We start from the raw sequence: 19244 nt of genomic DNA, 5'->3' as shown, positions 1-19244 counted from the left end.
CTGCCCGGCGCAGATGAACGTCTCTGCGCCTTTCATTCGACGCCCCGTCGCGACCACACTGATCGCCGCCGCCTGCTTCCTGCTCGGCTCTCTCGCCTATTTCTTTCTGCCGGTCGCCAGCGTTCCGTCCGTCGAGCTGCCGATAATCGGCGTTTCCGCCTCTCGTCCGGGGACCGATCCGGCTACCATGGCCGCCGCGGTGGCCGCGCCGTTGGAACGGCGGCTCGCAGGCATATCCAGCGTCGCCGAGCTCACTTCCGCCAATTCATACGGCTCGACTTCGATCACCCTTCAATTCCGGCTCGGACGAAACATCGACGCCGCGGCGCGCGACGTGCAGGCTGCGATCAATGCGGCGTTGACCGATCTTCCCTCCGACCTGCCGTCCCCTCCTTCCTTCCGCAAGGCCAGCCTGGCTGGGCCGCCGGTCTTTGCCCTCGCGATGACGTCGGATACGCTGCCGACCAGCGCGATCTATGACATCGCAGACTCCATCATGGCGCAGCGGATCGCGCAGGTTCCGGGCGTCGCCGATGTCAGGATCGCCGGCGCGGAGCAACCGGCGATCCGCGTCCAGGCGGACCCGACTCGACTTGCCAGCATGGGCCTCAGCATCGACAGGGTGAGCGAGGCAATCAGGAAGGCCAACGTCCTTGGCCCGCTCGGCGCGCTGGACGGCGATGCGCGTTCTCTCACTTTCGCGGCCAACGGTCTCCTCTCGACGCCTGACGAGTTCCGCCAAATTGTTGTCGCTTCCTCCGCCGGAGCCGTCGCGAAGCTCGGCGACATCGCCTCCGTCGAGCTGGGCCAGCGCAACAGGCTGTCCGCCGGATGGTACAACGGGAAGCCAGCCGTTTTCGTGGTCGTCTCCAAGCAGCCGAACGCCAATGTGATCGAGACGGTAGATCACATAAAGGCGTTATTGCCGCGGTTGCGCGGCTGGATTCCAAGCGGCGTCGAAATCTCGGTGCTTACAGACCGCACGCAGACGATCCGCGCCAGCGTCTCAGAGATTCAGCGCGCCCTGCTGATCTCGGTTGTCCTCGTCATGCTGGTGGTGTTTCTGTTTTTTCGCCGAGGCGCGCCCACTTTCGCGGCTGGGGTCACAGTGCCGCTCTCTCTTGCGAGCGCTTGCGCGGCGATCTGGGCGGCCGGATTCACGATCGATAATTTTTCGCTTATGGCGCTGACAATCTCCGTTGGTTTCGTCGTCGACGACGCCATCGTGATGATCGAGAACATCGAAAGGAATATCGAGCGCGGTATGGGGCGTCTAAAAGCGGCGCTCGAGGGCGCGCGGCAGATCGGCTTCACGGTCGTTTCCATCAGCCTATCTCTCGTCGCCGTGTTTATCCCTCTCCTGTTCATGACCGACGCCATCGGCTTGATGCTGCGTGAATTCGCATTGACGCTGAGCTTCGCGATCATCGCCTCGACGCTCGTGTCCTTGACAGTCACGCCGATGATCTGCGCGCATCTTCACTCTGCTCGGCCTGAGAGGCGGACGGTCATGGACCGGATCGTCGGCGGCGCGCATGGCGCGATCCTGCGGCTTTATGTAAGAACGCTGCGCCCCGTCGTGGATCACCCGCGCGCGACGCTCCTCGTAATTCTGACGACAATGGGAGCGACCGCGCAGCTCTATCTCACCATTCCGCAGGGCGTCATGCCGCAGGACGACATCGGGCTGATCAACGGCACGACGGAGGCCTCGCCCGAGATATCTTTCACGCGGATGGTCGAGCTGCAGCGCAAGGCCGCGGATGTGGTCTCCGCCGATCCGGACGTCGCCGCGGTCGGTTCGATCCTCGGCGTCGCCGGTTTTAACCTGCTCGGCAATCAGGGCCGGTTTTTCATCGCGGTGAAACCAGCCGATCAGCGCAAGGCGACGAGTGCCGAGATCGTCGCGAGGTTACGGCGGAAACTCGCCGAGATTGACGGCTTGAAAGTGTTCATGGCGCCGGCGCAGGATTTCCGCTCGGGCGGCCGGCAGAGCAAGGCGCAATTTCAATTCACGCTCTGGGATTCTTCCGTCGAGGAGCTCGCGCAATGGACGCCGAAGGTTCTCCAGCGGCTGAAAGCTCTACCTCAGCTCGCCGACGTGTCGAGCGACGTCCAGAGAGGCGGCCTCAGAGCAAATGTGATCATCGACCGCAATGCAGCGTCTCGAATGGGCGTGGCGATATCCTCGATCAACGCCGCCCTGAACAGCGCTTTCGGCCAAAGGCAGGCCTCGATCATCTATACGGAGCGAAACCAATATCGCGTGATCGTCGAAGCGCCTGAATCGCGTCAGCGCAACCTGCCCGATCTCGACAATGTCTATGTGGCTGGAGGCGGCGGAAAGATCGCGCCGCTCGCCGCAGTTGCGCGTATCGAGAGCGGGGTCTTGCCACTCGCCGTCAATCATCAGGGCGTCTTTCCCGCCACGACGCTGACATTCAACACGGCCCCCGGCTATTCGCTCGGCGCCGCCACCGAGGCGGTCCGGCAAGCGGTGAACGATCTGCGCATTCCGGATGGGCTACATGCCGATTTCGTCGGCGACGCGGCGGATTTCATCAAGACGATGAAGGGAACGCCGCTCTTCGTGCTCGGCGCGCTCATAGCTGTCTATATCATCCTCGGCATGCTCTATGAGAGTTTCATACATCCCTTGACGATCCTCTCCACGTTACCGTCGGCTGGGCTCGGCGCCCTGGTCGCGCTCGAGGCGTTTCAGACGCCCTTCACCGCCATGGCCTTGATCGGCGTTCTGTTGCTGATCGGCATCGTCAAGAAAAATGGCATCATGCTCGTCGATTTCGCACTGCAGGCAGAGCGAGAGAACGGCCTCTCGCCGCGCGACGCCGCCTTGGCGGCGGCGACCGAACGCTTCCGTCCGATCCTGATGACGACACTCACAGCGATGCTGGGCGCGTTGCCGCTTGCTATGGCGACGGGCGTCGGCGCGGAATTGCGGCGTCCGGTCGGCGTCACCATCGTCGGAGGCCTGCTTCTCAGCCAAATTATGACGCTCTACACGACGCCGGTCATCTATCTTGTCGCGAGCAAGCTGCAGAGGAAAGCCTCCCGCGGCGGCGGCGCGCGGCCGCGGGAAGCGCCCGAAGGTTAGAATTCCAGCCGTAGGGAACCGACGATGGTTCGCGGAGTTCCGGGCATGATCTGGAACCGTGATGCAGAGCTTGCATAATATGTCGTGTCCAGGAGATTTTTAGCGTTGAGCTGCGCGGTGAGATGCGCCGGACCGACGTCGAAACGGTAGGAGAGCATTCCATTCAGGATCGCATAGGCCGGAATCGTGAAGGAGTTGGCGTTGTCGCCGAAGGCGGTCCCCACGACTTGGGCGCCGCCGGCGATGCTGAAGCCTTTGAGTAAGCCCTCAGCGTCGTATTTGACCCAAAGATTGCCCATGTTCTTGGGAACGGTGGGAAGCCGATTTCCGGCAATAAACAGCTGGGTATTGATTTCGGTGAGCGGATTGTAGAGCGAGCCTTTGGTAACGCGTACATCGTCATGTGTATAATTGGCGATCACGCTCCAGTTCTCGTCTATCCGCCCCTTCAAATCGACTTCGAATCCTTTGCTCTCCGCTTCGCCCGCCACCAGCGTGTTGCCGGGATTGGTCGGATCAGGCCCCGGGACGTTCGTCTTGACAAGGTCGAAATACGCCAGCGTCAGCAAGAGCCGCTTATCCAAGAATTCCGCCTTCATGCCGCCTTCCCATTCATAGGACCGGACTGGCGGCAATGGCGAAGGAATCGCGCTGCCTGCGTTGAGCCCGTTGTCGGCATTGAGCGCCTTCGTGTAGTTGGCGTATACGGAAAGCCATGGCATCGGCTGAATGGTAAGACCCACGCGAGGACTGAAAGCCTTGCTCCAACTCGGGCTCACAATCCAAGCGGTGCGCAGATCGTTGTTTTTCACCTGGTAGTCGACTTCCGCCCAATCGTATCGACCGCCGAGAAGCAGATGGATTTTGTCGTCCCAGAATGAAATTGTGTCCTGGGCGTAGACGCCTTTCCATGATTCCGCATTGGTGGTGAAAAGGTTCGGCGTTACGCCGGCATATCTGCTCCCATAAATTGGCGCGTAAATGTTGAACGTGGGCAGATATTTCGACGCCGGCACGACAAGATAGAAGGGCGCGAGCGGCTGATAGTTGCTATAATAGTCAAATCCGACCAGCGTGGAGTGGCTCAAGGGACCTGTGACGAACTTGCCCTTCAGATCCAGATTTGTTGCCATGCCTTGGTTGGTGATGGACTGGTAATAGGAGCCGCGCGTCAGGACGCCTGTCGCTTGATTGAGGCCGATGAAGGACACCGACGATAGATCTTGCCCTTGGCTCCTGTAGTATAGCCTATTCGTCAGGCTCCAATTCTTGTCGATGTCGAAAGTCCAGTCATATCCATAGTATCTAAGGTCGAACCGCTGCGGAAGCTTGCCGGTGTATGAGGGGTCTTGAAGGTAGCGCGTGATTAGGATCGACGCGGGTCTGTTGCCAACCGCAACGGTGTTGGACTCGGGCATGAACACGTCATGCATGAACTGCAAGTCGATATTGGCCCTGAATTGGTCGTTCGGGCGGAAGGAGAATGTCGGAGCCAGGAAGTAATATTCTTTGTTTGCAAAGTCCTGGAAAGAATCGGAACGAACATAGCTCCCGTTGAAGCGATAGGCGAGCGTTTTCTCCTTGTTCAAAGGCGCCGTCGCGTCCACCGTCGTCCGGGTGAAGCCATATGAGCCGGCCTGCTCCTGCACGGAATAGTAAGGCGTGTCCAAGGGGCGTTTTGGCACAAGATCAACCAAGCCGCCGGGCTCGGATCGCCCATAGAGCATGGCGGCCGGACCTTTCAAAACGTCAACCGACTGAAGATTGGCGGTATCGACGTTCATCAGCTGGTATTGGCGCAAGCCGTTGAAATATAGGCTTGTGTTCGTTGAAAAACCGCGAATCATAAGACCGGTGTAGAAGGAGCTGTTGGGCACGGCAAGGACGCCGCTTGAATTGCCTACGACAGCGTCCTTGAGGTCGATCGCCTGCTGATCGTCCATCGTCTCGCGCGTGATGACCTGCACCGAGAATGGCGTCTTCATCAAGGGCATATCGGTCTTCAGCGTCGTGCTCGCCGTGTCGGCCATGTAGCCGGTCAACCGCCCGCCGAGAGCATCCTTTCCGGGATGAGAGTCACGCGGCGGCTCCGCGCCGTAGTGGCCTTCTCCGCTCCCACGAGATGTCTGTGGGGTCGATGGAGAGGAAGCGCCAACCTCGATTGGCGGCAATGCTTGCGCGCCGCGTGGGCCTGCATCGTTCATGGTCTGGCCGGATTGAGCCAGGACAATGGAGATTGTCTCCCCATTCTCGCTCAGGCGGTATTTGAGCCCGGTTCCGGACAACAGAGAGTCTAGCGCGCCGGTAAGCGTATAATTTCCTTTCAGCCCGGGCGTTGTGAGATGCTCGGTCAGTCGCGAATGATAGAGGACGTGAATGCCGTTTACGTCCGCCAAACGATTCAGCGCGGCGTCCATCGAGCCTTGCGGAATTTGGTAGATTTTGACAGCCTCAGCGATTTCCCTGTTGGTCATCGAGGCGTGCGCGACGGCGGGGCTGCCTGCTTCGATCGCTTTCACGCCCATGACGATCGCGATCGCCGTTGTTCTTTTCCACTCTCTCCTGGCCGCCGTCTTGTTCATCTTCCACCGCTCAGAAATCGGCGAGGACAAGTCCTCCCTTTGTTCTGAGACGCGCGAAGCCTCAATCTTGGAACGTCATTCGAAATATTTTCTATACCTTCAGGCAAGCGACGACGATGGCGGGCAAGACCCAGTAATTGAATGGCGCGCCAACCGCTTGCGGCCAATGGCTCAGATGAACAAACCCAAGGGACGTGTTCTGGGCTTGTGGAAACCGCGCGAGCCAACGCGCTCTTGGCGCAATCCATCAAACGTGATAAGCGAACAACCATGATCGTCAATCGCCCAACCATACGCCTCGTTAATTCGCCGCGGATAACCGCGGGCGCAAACGATTTGGCGTGGATATTTTTCGGGGATTGACGCCAACGGCTCGTCCCCAAGGGGGCGGGCAATGACTGTCGACCGCAAATTCCAAAAATTCGACACGGCGAAATCCGACGCTGCGCCCCGGCAGGCGCCAGTGGGCCCCGAAGGCGAGCTCCGCTTGATCAAGCTTCAGCAACTCGTCGCCGTTCTTGATCGATACGGCCGCCTCAAGGACGGCGTCCAAATCAGCGCGCGACAAGGATTCGGCTGGTTCCAGCGCAGCGGTCTGGCCCCCGGCGAGCGTCACTGGCTGCGACCCCATAACAAACCGGAGGCGACTTTCCTAAGCGTGACGACGCCCGGCCGCGACGCCGACACACCCGCTTCCCGTGCCGAAATTACCTGGGGCGCAGCCTTTCTGCGCGCCGAACTGAACTGTCTTGTCGCCGAACAACGCAATGCATTGTTCGCGGCGCGCCGCCCATTCGCGACGCACAGCGCGGGGCACTCGTACGCGCCATCCGACGCGCTGGTGGTGTTGAAGGCGGCGCTCGTCTTCGCGCTGGACGGAGCCTATTTCGGCCACGGCGATCTCCCGAAAGAACGCCGCATCGAGATCGCCGGCGACCATGCGAGAGAGATTTTGCGGCGATATCCTGGTCGCTGCTGGGGCGACCTTTGGGATTCCCTCGACGCTCATTACGCCGTTTGGCGCAAAGAGAAATGGATGCGACGAGGGCCACGGTGCGCGGTTGGGGCGGGATGCGCTCCCATGGCGCCGCCCGAGCTTTGCCCGATCCCGTTGCATGTCTTGCTGACGGGACGATCCGGATATTGGCTGCCGCACCCCCTGCTCCATCGCTGGCTAAGCGAGCAGGCCAAAACGCGCGAAACCGCCATGGCCGTCGCGGACCCTGTCGGTCATGTTCGCCTCATCGCGCCGCTAAAGCCTTCGTCTCAAGCCGGGTCCAGATTTGGCGGCCGACGGAGCTCTGAGGGAGAGATCGATGCGCTGAAAGAAAGACTGGCGAAACCGCGGCCTCTGGCACCTGCGGGGGACGTTGACGCAGCGATCGCCGCGCTCTACGCGCGCTTCCCCTGGTTCGCCTCCGTTTTGAACGCATTGCGCCGCGACATCCTCGCCCACGCGAAACGACACCATGGCGGCTGCGGCTTTGCGCCAATCCTGCTTTTAGGTCCGCCCGGCGTCGGTAAATCGCGCTTCGTCCGCGCCCTGGCGGAAGCCTTCGCCTTGCCATTCCAACGCGTCGATCGCGCGGGGGAAACGGATAATCGGGATTTCGCGGGAACAGCCAAAGGTTGGTCGACAGCCGAAGTCGCGGCGCCAGTTCGTTTGCTGGGGCGGATCGATTTCGGCAATCCATTGATCTTCGTCGATGAAATCGACAAAGAAAGCATGAACAGCCGCAATGGCGCGGTGAGCCGGACGCTGCTGACCTGGTTGGAACCAGAAACCTCGAACGATTGGCAGGACCCTTGTCTCGGCCTGCCCGTCAACCTCTCATACGTCATGTGGGTCCTTGGCGCCAACGGCACGCAAAGCCTCCGTGGGCCCCTCCTCTCGCGCGTGACGATTCACGAAATCGGTCCGCCGCAGCCGGAGCATTTCGACGCGCTGCTCGCGTCTATTCTGTCCGACCTTCAGCCAAAGAGTTCAGAAGAAGCGGAGGTTGAAGTACCGATCGACCTTCTTCCGGAAGCGATCGAGCGACTTCGCCGTCGTTTCGAACGCGAAGGCATCAGCGCGCGCAATTTGCGATGCGCGGTTGAAGCCGCCCTGCACGCGGGCTATGCGGCAAGCCAGCGGCGTATGCTTAACTAGCCTGTCTCCCGGTTGTTAGGATAGCGTCGTCGACGCTCCTTCCTGGGTCATCGTTTGCAACCATCAACCAACCCGACGCCTCCCAAGGAAACGCTCGTCGGATCCGTCGAACGCGTGACCTTCCACAACGAAGACAACGGCTTCGCCGTTCTCAAGGTGAAGGCGCGCGGCAAGCGCGACCTCGTGCCCGTCGTCGGCCACGTCGCGTCGATTTCCGCGACGCCGTCGGCGTCTGGGTCACCGACCGGGCGCACGGGCTCCAATTCAAGGCCGACTTTCTCAAGACAACTCCGCCGACGACGGCCGAAGGGATCGAGAAATATCTCGGCTCTGGCATGGTCCGCGGCATCGGCCCCGTGCTCGCGAAGCGTATCGTCACGGCTTTCGGGGAGCAGACCTTCGAGATCATCGAGGCCGAGCCCGAACGGATGCGAGAGGTTTCCGGCATCGGAGAGTTCCGCGCCGCCAAGATCGTCGCCGGCTGGGCCGAGCAAAAGACCGTGCGCGACATCATGGTGTTCCTGCACGCCCACGGCGTCGGCACGTCGCGGGCCGTTCGCATTTTCAAGACCTACGGCATGACGCCATCCAAGTCATGACCGAGAATCCCTACCGGCTGGCGCGCGACATTCGTGGCATCGGGTTCCGTACGGCCGACACCATCGCCATGAAACTCGGCATGACGCGGGAAGCGCCCCAGAGAGTCGGTCACTGCGGGCTGCCCGTCGAGGAGCTGGTGAAGCTCGCCGTCGCCCTCCTCGATGTCGACGCGCTCATCATTCGCGGCGCCCTCGAGGTGGAGCTCGCCGAGGGCGAAGTGGTCGCGGATACGATTCAGGGAAAGCCTTGCGTGTTCCTGCGCGGCCTGCATCTCGCCGAGCGCGGGATCGCCGAGAAGCTACGCGTTCTCGCGCGGGGCGCCCCACCCTGGCCAGCGATCGACGCCGGCAAGGCAGTCCCCTGGGTCGAGGCGCGGACGGGGAAAACGCTCGCCGCATCGCAGCGCGCGGCGATTGAGACCGTGCTCAAATCCAAAGTGACCATCGTGACGGGTGGCCCTGGCGTCGGCAAGACGACCCTGCTCGACGCCATCCTTCGCATCCTCATCGCCAAAGGAACGAAGCTGCTCCTCGCGGCGCCCACGGGCCGCGCGGCGAAGCGCATGGCCGAGCAGACCGGAATCGAGGCCAAAACCATCCATCGCCTCTTCGAGACCGATCCCAAGAACGGCGGTTTCCGCCGCGACGCCGACAATCCATTGGAGTGCGACCTCCTCGTCCTGGATGAGACCAGCATGGTCGACGTGCCGTTGATGTTCGCGGTCATGAAGGCGATTCCGCCGGGCGCAGGCCTGCTTCTCGTTGGCGATGTCGATCAGCTTCCCTCGGTGGGGCCGGGCCAGGTTCTCGCCGACATCATCGATTCCGGCGCGATCCCCGTCGCTCGGTTGACGGAGGTCTTCCGCCAGGCGGCGGAAAGCCGGATCGTCGTCAACGCCCACAGCATCAACCGCGGCGAGGCGCCGGAATGGCCCAAAGCCAGCGAGGCATCGGATTTCTATTTCGTCGAGGCCGGCGAGCCCGAGGCGGGAGCCGCGAAAGTCGTCGAGATCGTCCGGGATAGGATCCCGAAGCGTTTCGGGCTCGACCCGATCGGCGACGTGCAGGTCCTCTGCCCGATGCAGCGCGGCGCCCTCGGCACCCGCGCGCTCAACGCCGACCTCCAGAAGGCCCTGAACCCCAACTTGGCCGTCGGGATCGAACGCTTCGGGTCGAGCTTCGCCCCCGGCGACAAGGTCATGCAGACCGAGAACGACTACGACCGCGAGGTCTTCAACGGCGACCTCGGGCGCATCCTCCGCATCGACCAGGCCGAGGGCGTCCTGTGGGCCGATTTCGACGGGCGCGAGGTCGAATATCCCTTCGGCGAACTCGATATGCTGGTTCCCGCCTATGCCACCACGATCCACAAGTCGCAGGGTTCGGAATACCCTGCGGTCGTCGTCACCTTCGCCACACAGCACTACACGATGTTGGCGCGCAATCTGGTCTACACGGCGGTTACGCGCGGCAAGCGTCTCGTCGTCATCGTCTATCGGAGGAGTCGACACGCTTCATCCGCTTGAGCGTGTCGAGATCGATGAGTGGAACGTCCCCACTCATCACGCTCCTCCCTAACGAGCGAGTCATCGAGCAGCTGTCCCCTGACGAAATCAAAAAGCTCGAACGCGCTCGCATCTGGGTGACTGTCCTTGTCGACGTCGCTACTCGATACGTCATGGCGATCGTCTTGTCACGGACTCCGTCGCCGAAGAGCGCCCTGAAGGCGTTGAAGCTGGCGATGTCTGACAAGACGAGGGTCGCGAAGGCGTACGGTGCGTCGGCCGACTGGGCCGCAAGAGGACTTCCAGTCCTCATCGCCGCAGACAACGGCTCCAGCTTCATCGATGCCGATTTCCGCGAAACAGTCGCTCGTCTCGGCATTACGATTCTCTACACGCCAGCCGGCTTGCCGCAGCTGCGCGCGACCATCGAGCGCATCTTCCGAACGCTGACTCTCGAAGCAATCGCGCCTTACACAGGGCGAACCTTTGAAAACCCGGTCCGGCGCGGCGACTATCCCGCGGAAGCCCGAGCCACGCTGACTTTCGAAGAACTTGCCCAGGCTTTGACGCTTGCCGTCGTCGATATTTACCACAACAAGCCGCACTCGGGTCTCGGCGGCGAAACGCCGCTCAACGCCTGGCGACGTCTCGTGGACAAATACGGCGCTCCTCCGCCCCCGGACCGACTCACAATGATTGTCGAATTCGGAATCTCCGCGCAGGCGAAAACTGGCGTCGAGGGCATCAGGCACGCCAATTTTTGGTATCATTCCGATGACCTGCAGCGGCATCGACTGCAGCGGGGTGATGGTTACGTCGAAATTCATTTCGACCCGGACCTCATCAGCGCGATTGCGGTAAAGCTCGAGGAAGAATGGATCCTCGTCCCCGCCGTCGATCAAGTGTTGTCTAACGTCTCGCTTATGGAGTGGGAGCGCGAGAGCGCTTACTTGCGAAAGTTGTTCGCCAGCCAGGCGGAGGTCTCCCGCCCTGCGGTTCGACACGCGGTCGAAAAATTGCGCGCAATCGATCAACTCGCGGTCACCCGCGCTGGTATTACGCCGCAACTCATCAGCGATGGCGCCCTGCGCGCGGCGGCTGAGAACACGATGATCAACTTTGCGATTGTCGATGTGGCGGACGGGGTCGAGGCTGGCGAATCGACGTCCGCAGGCTTCCTGTCGAACCAAATTCCGACCGGTGAACCAGAGCGTCCCGTGGACCAGTCGACAACTTCCGATAATTCCCAGCCCGCGAAGCGCTCGCGGTCATGGCGGATCGAGGATTAAGCAACGCCATGGCGACCAACGCTCAGCAACGCGCGGTCGACGATCCGGCTGAGATCGTCGAAGGCCTCCGGCAGGTCTATTTTGCTGGCGCCAGAGACGATCTGTTGCGCGACGCATTCGATTGGCTCCTGCGGCGTCATTTTGCCGGCGCCGCAGGAGCAGGCGACGATCCGAGGGCGCGGTATCGGAACCGTGAGGGGCGTAACCTTGCGCTAATTGGCGAGAGTGGCGCCGGAAAGACCACGGCCACGCTCCGAATGGTCGAGAAACACGAGGCGCTCGTCGGTTATGGTTCGCTCGGCACCCGTTGCCCGCTTGTAACCGTACGCGCGCCGTCGCCCTGCACGTCGAAACAGCTCGGTCGCGCCACGTTGCGACAGCTCGGATATCCAATCGAGCGCGAGTTGCCCGAGCACAGGATCTGGGAAGAGGTCCGCGCCAGGCTGAAATCAACCGCGATCCAGATTGTCCACGTTGACGAAATGCAACACGTGACCCAGGTCGCCAACGCGATCGAGGCGCAGCGTGTCGTCAACACGCTCAAGGCTCTCATGGTCGACCCCGACTGGCCGGTCTCGCTTCTCCTCAGCGGTGTTCCAACCCTGAAGTCTTTCCTGGAGTCCGACGCGCAGATCTTTCGTCGCACAAGATTCGTAGAATTCTCGCCACTCAAAATTCCCGACGACTCTCCAGAGATAACCGCTATGGCGGAGACCCTCGTCGAAAAGGCTGGTCTCCGCCTCGTCCTTTCGGACAGTACGGATTTCGGGAGCCGCCTTCTCCATGCCGTCCAATTGCAATTCGGCGCGGCCGTAGACCTCGTCCTCGACACCATCTATGGAGCGTTGACGCGGTTGCGCGCCACGTCGCCCCTCCAAGTCGCGGAGATGAATGCCGACGACTTCGCGATCGCATGGCGTTTGCGTACCGGCTGCGCCGAGGACGCCAATCCATTCCTTGCGCGCGCCTGGCATGAAATCGATTCCGGCAAGGCGTTTGCAACCGTCGCACCAACGGCGCTTGGCGCCCACAAGAGGCTCGATAATCAATCTATCCGTAACGGACGGAGAAATTTCTGATGGGCGGGCTTTACCCTACCCTTGCTCTGGCGCCGGGCGAGGCGCCGGAGGGCTACGTCTCCCGGCTCGCACATCTGCACAAACGAGAGGCGCGGCATTTCTGTTCGGATTTCAATCTCTCCTTCCAAGCGGTGATTGACGGACAACCAGCCGCGCTCGCGAAGATCGAAAGCCTTGCTGGCCTCGAACGCGGGGCGCTTGGCGCGCACGCGATCAGGCGCCTTGGCGACGGCCGAGCTATCCCCCTGTCAAATATGGATACCAAGGCGTTCAGGCGGTTTTAGGCCCGCTAAACGAGTGGCTCCGTCGGCCCGACACGTCACAAAAGCCAATTATTGATCTCATATATCGCCATGCCTGCGAAACGATGCCGGTCGGCCCAGGCGATCTCATCTTGGGCGTCCCCGTCGAACGCCGTCGCTTGCACTCTATTCATTCCGCCGCGATCGAATACCGCGTGCATCCCAAGCGCCTCAGAACGCTGCTATTCGCCGCCGGCCTGTTCAGCGATACGGAGCGCGACAAATTTAACAGCCGCCTTTTGTTCAATGCCGACAAGCATCGGAAACTTTTGGAGCGGATTGCTACTTCGATGCCGCTCACCGAAGTCGAAGACTATCTCGGCGCCGGCCGTGTGAACGCTAGAGTTTTGTATGAACACGGCTTTATTGAGCCCCTTGTATCAGCGAAGGCGTTAGGCGTCGGCGATCACGCGTTTGCCGGGGACGATCTCGATGATTTCCTGCGTCGGCTCCAAGAGGGAGCCGAAGAAGTCGACGCAATCGCGCCCCCGATCTTCAAAATTGTGGACGCAGCCAGGCGCGCCAATCGGAGCACCGCGGAAGTCGTTTCCGCGATTCTTGATAATCGCCTCTCCTGGAAAGGGCGCCTGCGGACTGAGCGAGGCTTCGCCGCCATCGTCGTCGATCTCCGAGAGGTCAACGAAGTTCTGAAAGACGCAAAATTTGACGCTTTGCCCTTTTAGCGTCGCCGCGAAGCGCATCGGCGTTGGCCTTGCGGTCATCGACCGAGATGTGTCGGCTGGATTAATGTCGTCGATCGTAGTCAGAAATCCAAAAAATCGATACCCTCTGCGAGCGATCCCAATTAAGGAGATCGAAGCATTCGACAGAAAATTTGTTTCGCTGTTTTCGCTTTCTCGTTCGTTCTCAATCCATCATTTGAAGCTTCAAAGGCTGCTCGACGAAAACGACGTTCACCCGGCGCTGAACAAGGACGCCTTGGGCGCGACGTTCTATTTGCGCGACGACGCAGAACGCCTGATCCGCGCGCGGTAAAAAGACAGCGCCGACTTAAACTCCAAGAGCGCGCTTTCCAATCTCCAAGGACTGATCCGGCCAGAACTCTCGCCTGAACGACGCCATACGGCAGTCGGCGATTGCCCTACGCTAACGAGCGAAAGGTGACAAAGATTGCCTTCTACTGGAGCCAAACCGAAAACAACATAAATATTTTTATCATTAGATATCAATACGTTATGATACCCGCAAGTGACAAAGTATGGCTGCCGTTACATGCGGTAAAGCCTAGTGGTAGTCTCCATGACCGGGCACATCGAAAATCAGGCTAAGAGGGCCGCCCCATATCTTTCCCGACCGATCATCCCGGGAGAGCCATATGGGGATCGCGCTTTCTTCTTCCCAGTCAACTCGCTTCTTGAATTCCTTCCTTCTGAGGAAGGTGCGGACATTCTTGGAGAAGTTCACGGTGACGATACCCATCGCTATTTCGTGAAAAGCAACGAGGCGAGCCCTCGCCTCGCTGCATCTGAACTAGTCTCCGCCCAGCTAGCTGAGCTAGTTAATCTTCCCGTACCAACTCCGAAAATTGTGCGCTTAAGGAGTGGCTTGCTTGTTTTCGGTTCTCGCCAAATAGCTACCATCGGCGAAAAGGTTGATACCGCCGCGATACTGACGTCGATGTCCCTTCTTCCAAGCGGCTTCCCAATTGCGGGCCTTAGGCGCGTGCTCGCAGAAGTGTACGCGTTCGATCTATTCATCAACAACGTGGATCGCCACGAGAACAATTTTATATGCTGCAAACACGATGGCTATTACCGTCTCTATCTTATCGATCACGCCAGAGCCTTGTTTTCACGCGGTTACGAGGGGTTTCCGCTAGCGAAAGAGCACGGAACGATATTCACAGCCCGCGGCATCCGGGAGCGGCACGGATTTGATCTCGATGCAGCACTTGCGCTAGTTGGTAAGCTTGAAAAGCTTGCTCCGGAATCGATAACTCGCGTTGTCGATTCCACCCCCGACGAATGGCTGCCTTCGGACGAAAAGGTGCAGTTCGTAGATTGGTGGACCAACGGCGGACGAGCTGCAAAGATAGATCGCCTACGTGACGGCTTGCGCAATGGCTCACTGCTATAACTTCGCGATTATTCGGTTCTCGCCCGACAAAGTTCGCGGCGAGAGCTTGAATATTGGCGCTGCCGTGTTCAGTGACTCAGGCATTGATATCCGACCAGCTAAGCGCCTTGAACGCGCTAAGGTGATCTCTCAAGCGTTAGATCTGGATGCTTTGTCCGACTTGCTTAACAACCTCAAGCGGATCGACGAGAGCAATTTACGTCGCGGCGACCTGTCGATCGAGCAACGTCTCGATCTGCTCTCTCGAGTCGGGACTCTTTCATTTTCACGTCCAGGCACCTTCCAAGCAGAAGATGCGGTCTCTTACGAGGAGCGCATTGGTTTTATTCTGCAGCGCTTCGTCGAGCCGGAACCCGGCCTTGTCAGAGCACGTCCGAAGAAATCTAAGCTGCTAACTCAAATAAGGAACGTATTCAAGAAGCAGCGAGTACTCGCGAAGAAAGGGGAGGACCTCCAATCTCATCGTATTGTTACAGGTGTTGAGCTGGACGAAGGCCTAGTTGCTGACTTGGTTTTACGTAATGGTTCCTATCATGTGGTGGAGACAGTCGACGCTTCAGGCGATGAACACGCATCTCGGAAAGCAATAACTGAAATTGCGATTTCTGCTTTAGTTCTCGAGCGAGCTCGAATGCGGTTCGGTAACGAGCTAACGAAAGGACGCTTGGTATATTCTGCATCGTCCGCACTCGAAACCGTTGCCAGGCCTTCGCTTGAAGCCGCGGCCCATCAAGGCGCAGAGCTAGTCAATTGGGCTAGCGAGCAGGATCGCATGCGATTTGTTCAAGCGCTCTCCATGTTAGCAATCCCAATAGAAACGAAACGGAAGCAAAAATTCTTTTCTACGCCGGGCGGTAATTTTTTCCAGTAGCTCGCTCGCGGCCAGGAAGAGGGTTGTATTCCAAGCGGGCTGCGTGATGTCGCAAGAATGCAATCGGCAATCTCCGCTGAAGCGACGCGGCGCGTAATAGCGCCGAACACCCTCCATATCCTCGCTCGCGCGGTGCCCAGACCAGTAGCCTAACCTTGGTCATGCTCGGCGCGCGCTTCCCGTATCAGCGCCTCGATATCAAGCGGCGCGCCGAGGCCGGCGTCGAGTTCCGCGATTCCGGCGTCGACCTCCGCCCGCAACCGCGACGAAGCGTCGATGCGGTCCAGCAGCTCCCGCGCGATCTTTTCGCGCGCCGGTTCAGGTAGTGCGACGGCCTTGGAAAAGGCCAATTGCAGCGTGTCGCTCATAGACAGACCCTATAACATTCCACGCCAATGCGGCGAAGGGCCCCAAAATCCCCCACTCGAACCTTGCCGCCCTGCCTCTTCCGCTCCCTTTAACAAAGCGAGAGCGCGGTTGGTTCAGGCGGCTTCGTCGCGCCGCGCTCGGGGAGCACGGGAATGGAAACGCAAAAAGCTCTTACGCCCGAGCAACGTGGCGAGCTGCGCGAGGTCGTCGGCGTGTTCGACAATCTCGACCAGATGCAATCGGCGATCGACGATCTCCTCGTCGACGGCTTCGACCAGACGACGATCAGCGTTCTCGCGCCCCAGACAGTCGTGCGCGAGGCGCTCGGCGATCAGAGCCTTTCGGCGGAAGAGCTCGGCGGCAGCGCGACAGCGCCCCACGGCGCCTATATCGATCCTGAGGCGCGCAACGAAGCCAAGGCCAGCCTGATCGGGGCGCTCTTTTACATCGGCGCGGTCGGCGGCGCCGGCATGGCGCTGGCCGCGGGCGGAACGCTCGGCGCGGCGATCGCGGCGGCGCTGGCGCTGGGCGGCGGCGGCGGCGTGATTGGCGCCACTCTCGCCCAGCTGCTGGGCTCGGCGGAGGCGACCTGGGTCAAGGCACAGGTGGCCCATGGCGGCATGCTGCTTTGGGCGCGCGCCTGGGACGAGGCGAAAGAGAAGATCGCTATCGACGTCATGCAGAAAAACGGCGGCCATGACGTTCATGCCCGTTCGGCGGCGGCCTGAAAAAATCCCTCCCCCGAGCGTCGAGGGAGGGGTTTTCATCACCAAAGACCCCAGCCGGCGTTGAGCAGCCCGGGCCCGCCCCAGCCGCCATAACCCCAGGCCGGATAGCCCCATGTGCTGCAGATATTCACCCAGCGGCGCCGCCAACCCCAGTAGGTCCGGATGGTCCGGGGCTGCAAGCAGCTTCCATAATCCGACCAATAGGGCCAACCATAGCCGCCGCCCCAGCCCCAACCCGCGCCGAGGAGGCCTGCGCCATAAAGCGGCCAGCCGCCCCAATAATAACCTCTGTGGCGCCACCAGGGCCGCCGCCAGCCCCAACCTCCGCCCCAGCCATAGGCCGCGCGGCGGTAGCCGAAACCGGCCCATGGGCGCCCCCAATGTCCGCCCCAGGCGAGGCCACGACCGCCCCACATCCCGAATGGGCGTCCGCCCCAGGCAAGACCGCGACCACCCCACATTCCGAATGGGCGTCCGCCCCAAGCGCCGCCGAGCGCGCCCATGCGGGGTACGCCGCCGAAAGCGCCAGCGATGGGAGCCCCGCCAAGGCGTCCCGCTCCAAACATCGCGCCGCCGCCCCCAAGTCCGCCAAAGGGGCGCACCATTCCGCCGCCTGCAAATCCGCCCCCGCCGAGCCCTCCGATCGGTCCGTGTGCAAATCCCCCGCCGCCCAGGCCTCCGCCGAGGCCGCCGCCGCCAAGCCCGCCGATCGCCCCATGCGCCATTCCGCCACCGCCGAGCGCCGCGCCGCCGAAGCCCCCGCCTGCGCGGAGTTGCGCGTCAGCCGCCCCGGTCTGCGCGAGCAGCGCCGCACCTAGCGCCGCGCTCGCGAGGGCGACGTTGAATTTACGGGTAACCATCTCCGCCTCCTTGCCGAATGGCGGCGCGCAGCGAAGAAAAGCGTGGGCGCGCGTCTACCACCGCAACGCCGCCAGAAGCCGCTAGATGCGGCCGCCAAGAGGCAAATCAAGCAACGCGCGCCTGCCCTGCGGCCAGGCTAGCGCCCCAATGATTTTTTCGTGGTGTTGCGATTATGCAACGACGCCTGCCCCGTAATATCTGACATGAATCGTATAACTGACTATTTTCTTTCTATTATGAGAGAGTGTCGACGCGTTGTTTGCGCCGCACAATTTATAATGAATCGTCACACTTCTAGACGTTCCTATCTCTGTGACGTCTTCTTCCTACCTTTATTTTGCCTGAACGCCACTCTACTGACAGCAGTCACGCTAGCGCACGGTCGCCAGCGTAAATCACCCGCAAGCACGCAAGTGCGAGGAGGAGACTGCTGTTGAGAAAAATGTTGATTGGAGCCGTCGCGCTGGTTGCGTTGACCGGCGGCGCCGAAGCAGGTTGGGTTGGCAAGGCTTCTTATTATAAACTTGGTGGACGCACCGCGAGCGGCGGCCATGTCGGCGCCTATACGGCGGCCCATCGCACGCTGCCCTTCGGCTCGAAGGTGCGGGTTACCAATCTCGTGAACAATCGATCTGTCGTCGTGACCATCAACGACCGCGGGCCCTTTAGAGGCGGTCGCGTGATCGACGTCTCCGCCACCGCCGCAGACGCGCTGGGCTTCCGCTCGGCGGGCGTCGCCCATGTGAAGGTGGAGCCGGTCTCGACCGTCGCCGAGGCGCAATAACCGCTCAGTAGCGCCACCAGACGGCGCAGATCAAACCGCGCTCGGGAGGCGAATTCACGCCATTGAGCGCGGCGGCGGCCCCGATCTGCGCCGAAACCGTGGTTGTGAAGTCGTAGACCGCGCTCAGCTGGAATTTCTGCGCGGCCATCAAGGTCGAAAGCCCGCCGCGTGGCGCGACAGCCGAGAAGCTTTACGCCATCAGCATAAGGCGGTCGATCGGCCGAACGCCGGCGGTCAAATCCACGCGGACCTCGTCGCCATTCTGGCCGCCCGTGCGATAGCCGATCTGCGTATCGAGAAAGCCCGTAAAGCCGAAGAGGCTCAGAGAGCGACCCATAAGGAGGCGCGCATCGAATTGCGCCGCGTCGCGCATATCCAGAAAGTGGCGCGCCTCGCTCGACGCGGCGCGAAGGCTGGCTTCGACCGAAAAAACATATTGAGCGTGGGTGAACAGCCGCAGGCGCGCCCCGGCGGCGCCGAGCCCGAGCCCCTGGTATCTAATTCCTGTCTCCGCCGGAAGGATGAAAGGCAGGCCGCTCTTGGCTTCCGCAATCAGCGCATCGAGCTGTTTGAGGCGCGCCGACTCGCCGCCGCCCTGAAAGCTCATCGCGCTTCCCTCGGCGACGACGCTCAGCCAATCGGTCACGCCATGTTCGAGATAGAGGCGCGTTTCCAACTTGCGATAGGAGGGCGTCTTCAACAGCCGGCCGCTGGCGTCGAACGCGTCTTGGGCGTCGGCGAAGGCGGTCGTCAGGATGAGCTGCCCATGGCCTTCGGGGTACAGCCAGGCGCCCGCCCGCGCTGTGGCGGCGCTAAGCAAATAAATAAAAACAAGAAATAACACCGAAGCACGCATAAAAGAACGCCAATACGAGCGCCCAAACGGCGCTGAATGGCGTAAACGCTACATT

At 60.9% G+C, this 19244-nt stretch carries 16 protein-coding genes and 1 pseudogene; 11 read left to right on the top strand and 6 right to left on the bottom strand.

Going from position 1 to position 19244, the window contains the following annotated elements; all coding sequences use genetic code 11:
- Nucleotides 1-13 precede the first annotated feature (13 nt).
- Nucleotides 14-3115, top strand: coding sequence for an efflux RND transporter permease subunit (locus OGR47_RS07430; RefSeq protein ID WP_216697893.1), 3102 nt, complete (start codon nucleotides 14-16; stop codon nucleotides 3113-3115).
- On the opposite strand, the gene OGR47_RS07425 is transcribed toward OGR47_RS07430, so the two are convergent.
- On the bottom strand, nucleotides 3112-5640 hold the full coding sequence (locus OGR47_RS07425) for a TonB-dependent siderophore receptor (protein WP_165048362.1): 2529 nt from the start codon (nucleotides 5638-5640) through the stop codon (nucleotides 3112-3114). The genes OGR47_RS07430 and OGR47_RS07425 overlap by 4 nt on opposite strands.
- Between OGR47_RS07425 and OGR47_RS07420 the strand changes: the two genes are divergently transcribed.
- From OGR47_RS07420 to OGR47_RS07400, 5 genes and pseudogenes are all read left to right on the top strand, one after another.
- Nucleotides 5639-5971 (top strand): hypothetical protein, encoded by a 333-nt coding sequence (locus tag OGR47_RS07420; RefSeq protein ID WP_165048360.1) that lies wholly within the window; start codon nucleotides 5639-5641, stop codon nucleotides 5969-5971. The genes OGR47_RS07425 and OGR47_RS07420 overlap by 2 nt on opposite strands.
- A gap of 120 nt (nucleotides 5972-6091) precedes the next feature.
- Complete coding sequence (locus OGR47_RS07415) at nucleotides 6092-7849, top strand: AAA family ATPase (RefSeq protein WP_165048358.1); 1758 nt, start codon at nucleotides 6092-6094, stop codon at nucleotides 7847-7849.
- Between the two features lie 54 nt (nucleotides 7850-7903).
- A pseudogene (locus tag OGR47_RS07410) lies at nucleotides 7904-9950 on the top strand (ATP-dependent RecD-like DNA helicase); the annotation flags it as partial.
- A gap of 239 nt (nucleotides 9951-10189) precedes the next feature.
- Complete coding sequence (locus OGR47_RS07405; RefSeq protein ID WP_371824418.1) at nucleotides 10190-11242, top strand: hypothetical protein; 1053 nt, start codon at nucleotides 10190-10192, stop codon at nucleotides 11240-11242.
- An 8-nt stretch (nucleotides 11243-11250) separates the two neighbouring features.
- A complete protein-coding gene (locus tag OGR47_RS07400; protein WP_165048354.1) occupies nucleotides 11251-12321 on the top strand; it encodes an ATP-binding protein in 1071 nt (356 codons plus the stop codon).
- Between the two features lie 319 nt (nucleotides 12322-12640).
- On the opposite strand, the gene OGR47_RS07395 is transcribed toward OGR47_RS07400, so the two are convergent.
- Nucleotides 12641-12784: a hypothetical protein gene (locus OGR47_RS07395; RefSeq protein WP_206527381.1), complete on the bottom strand. Its 144-nt coding sequence runs from the start codon at nucleotides 12782-12784 to the stop codon at nucleotides 12641-12643.
- Nucleotides 12785-12862: 78 nt separating this feature from the next.
- Between OGR47_RS07395 and OGR47_RS07390 the strand changes: the two genes are divergently transcribed.
- From OGR47_RS07390 to OGR47_RS07380, 3 genes are all read left to right on the top strand, one after another.
- Nucleotides 12863-13306, top strand: coding sequence for a hypothetical protein (locus OGR47_RS07390; protein WP_165048352.1), 444 nt, complete (start codon nucleotides 12863-12865; stop codon nucleotides 13304-13306).
- A gap of 577 nt (nucleotides 13307-13883) precedes the next feature.
- Complete coding sequence (locus tag OGR47_RS07385; protein ID WP_165048350.1) at nucleotides 13884-14720, top strand: HipA family kinase; 837 nt, start codon at nucleotides 13884-13886, stop codon at nucleotides 14718-14720.
- Nucleotides 14704-15591, top strand: coding sequence for a DUF3037 domain-containing protein (locus OGR47_RS07380; RefSeq protein ID WP_165048348.1), 888 nt, complete (start codon nucleotides 14704-14706; stop codon nucleotides 15589-15591). Before OGR47_RS07385 ends, OGR47_RS07380 begins: the two co-directional genes overlap by 17 nt.
- A 149-nt stretch (nucleotides 15592-15740) precedes the next feature.
- Here OGR47_RS07380 and OGR47_RS07375 read toward each other — a convergent pair whose 3' ends face one another.
- Nucleotides 15741-15959 carry a hypothetical protein gene (locus OGR47_RS07375; protein ID WP_165048345.1) on the bottom strand — a complete coding sequence of 73 codons (219 nt, stop codon included), beginning with the start codon at nucleotides 15957-15959 and terminating at the stop codon, nucleotides 15741-15743.
- Between the two features lie 153 nt (nucleotides 15960-16112).
- Between OGR47_RS07375 and OGR47_RS07370 the strand changes: the two genes are divergently transcribed.
- Entirely contained in the window at nucleotides 16113-16688 is a 576-nt protein-coding gene (locus tag OGR47_RS07370; protein WP_165048343.1) for a hypothetical protein, read from the top strand.
- A gap of 38 nt (nucleotides 16689-16726) precedes the next feature.
- On the opposite strand, the gene OGR47_RS07365 is transcribed toward OGR47_RS07370, so the two are convergent.
- A complete protein-coding gene (locus tag OGR47_RS07365) occupies nucleotides 16727-17548 on the bottom strand; it encodes a hypothetical protein (protein WP_165048341.1) in 822 nt (273 codons plus the stop codon).
- Nucleotides 17549-17991: 443 nt separating this feature from the next.
- Here OGR47_RS07365 and OGR47_RS07360 point away from each other — a divergent pair, with 443 nt between their 5' ends.
- Entirely contained in the window at nucleotides 17992-18333 is a 342-nt protein-coding gene (locus tag OGR47_RS07360; RefSeq protein WP_165048465.1) for a septal ring lytic transglycosylase RlpA family protein, read from the top strand.
- A gap of 4 nt (nucleotides 18334-18337) precedes the next feature.
- Here the strand turns inward: OGR47_RS07360 and OGR47_RS07355 are convergent, their stop codons facing one another.
- On the bottom strand, nucleotides 18338-18481 hold the full coding sequence (locus tag OGR47_RS07355; protein WP_246729538.1) for a hypothetical protein: 144 nt from the start codon (nucleotides 18479-18481) through the stop codon (nucleotides 18338-18340).
- Between the two features lie 42 nt (nucleotides 18482-18523).
- Nucleotides 18524-19177, bottom strand: coding sequence for a hypothetical protein (locus OGR47_RS07350; protein WP_246729537.1), 654 nt, complete (start codon nucleotides 19175-19177; stop codon nucleotides 18524-18526).
- Between the last annotated feature and the right edge of the window lie 67 nt (nucleotides 19178-19244).

The sequence above is a fragment of the Methylocystis sp. MJC1 genome (genome assembly GCF_026427715.1).
GTDB lineage: Bacteria > Pseudomonadota > Alphaproteobacteria > Rhizobiales > Beijerinckiaceae > Methylocystis.
Note: the sequence above shows the minus strand (reverse complement) of the source record. Positions and strands in the feature narration are given on the sequence as shown.

Excerpts from the sequence above, each read along its gene's own strand:
- OGR47_RS07360 (WP_165048465.1), top strand. The coding sequence starts at position 17,992 with ATGTTGATTGGAGCCGTCGCGCTGGTTGCGTTGACCGGCGGCGCCGAA.
- OGR47_RS07420 (WP_165048360.1), top strand. The coding sequence starts at position 5,639 with ATGACGATCGCGATCGCCGTTGTTCTTTTCCACTCTCTCCTGGCCGCC.
- OGR47_RS07375 (WP_165048345.1), bottom strand. The coding sequence starts at position 15,959 with ATGAGCGACACGCTGCAATTGGCCTTTTCCAAGGCCGTCGCACTACCT.
- OGR47_RS07380 (WP_165048348.1), top strand. The coding sequence starts at position 14,704 with ATGGCTCACTGCTATAACTTCGCGATTATTCGGTTCTCGCCCGACAAA.
- OGR47_RS07400 (WP_165048354.1), top strand. The coding sequence starts at position 11,251 with ATGGCGACCAACGCTCAGCAACGCGCGGTCGACGATCCGGCTGAGATC.
- OGR47_RS07425 (WP_165048362.1), bottom strand. The coding sequence starts at position 5,640 with ATGGGCGTGAAAGCGATCGAAGCAGGCAGCCCCGCCGTCGCGCACGCC.
- OGR47_RS07405 (WP_371824418.1), top strand. The coding sequence starts at position 10,190 with ATGTCTGACAAGACGAGGGTCGCGAAGGCGTACGGTGCGTCGGCCGAC.
- OGR47_RS07415 (WP_165048358.1), top strand. The coding sequence starts at position 6,092 with ATGACTGTCGACCGCAAATTCCAAAAATTCGACACGGCGAAATCCGAC.
- OGR47_RS07365 (WP_165048341.1), bottom strand. The coding sequence starts at position 17,548 with ATGGTTACCCGTAAATTCAACGTCGCCCTCGCGAGCGCGGCGCTAGGT.
- OGR47_RS07385 (WP_165048350.1), top strand. The coding sequence starts at position 13,884 with ATGACCGGGCACATCGAAAATCAGGCTAAGAGGGCCGCCCCATATCTT.
- OGR47_RS07370 (WP_165048343.1), top strand. The coding sequence starts at position 16,113 with ATGGAAACGCAAAAAGCTCTTACGCCCGAGCAACGTGGCGAGCTGCGC.
- OGR47_RS07430 (WP_216697893.1), top strand. The coding sequence starts at position 14 with ATGAACGTCTCTGCGCCTTTCATTCGACGCCCCGTCGCGACCACACTG.
- OGR47_RS07355 (WP_246729538.1), bottom strand. The coding sequence starts at position 18,481 with ATGGCCGCGCAGAAATTCCAGCTGAGCGCGGTCTACGACTTCACAACC.
- OGR47_RS07395 (WP_206527381.1), bottom strand. The coding sequence starts at position 12,784 with ATGCACGCGGTATTCGATCGCGGCGGAATGAATAGAGTGCAAGCGACG.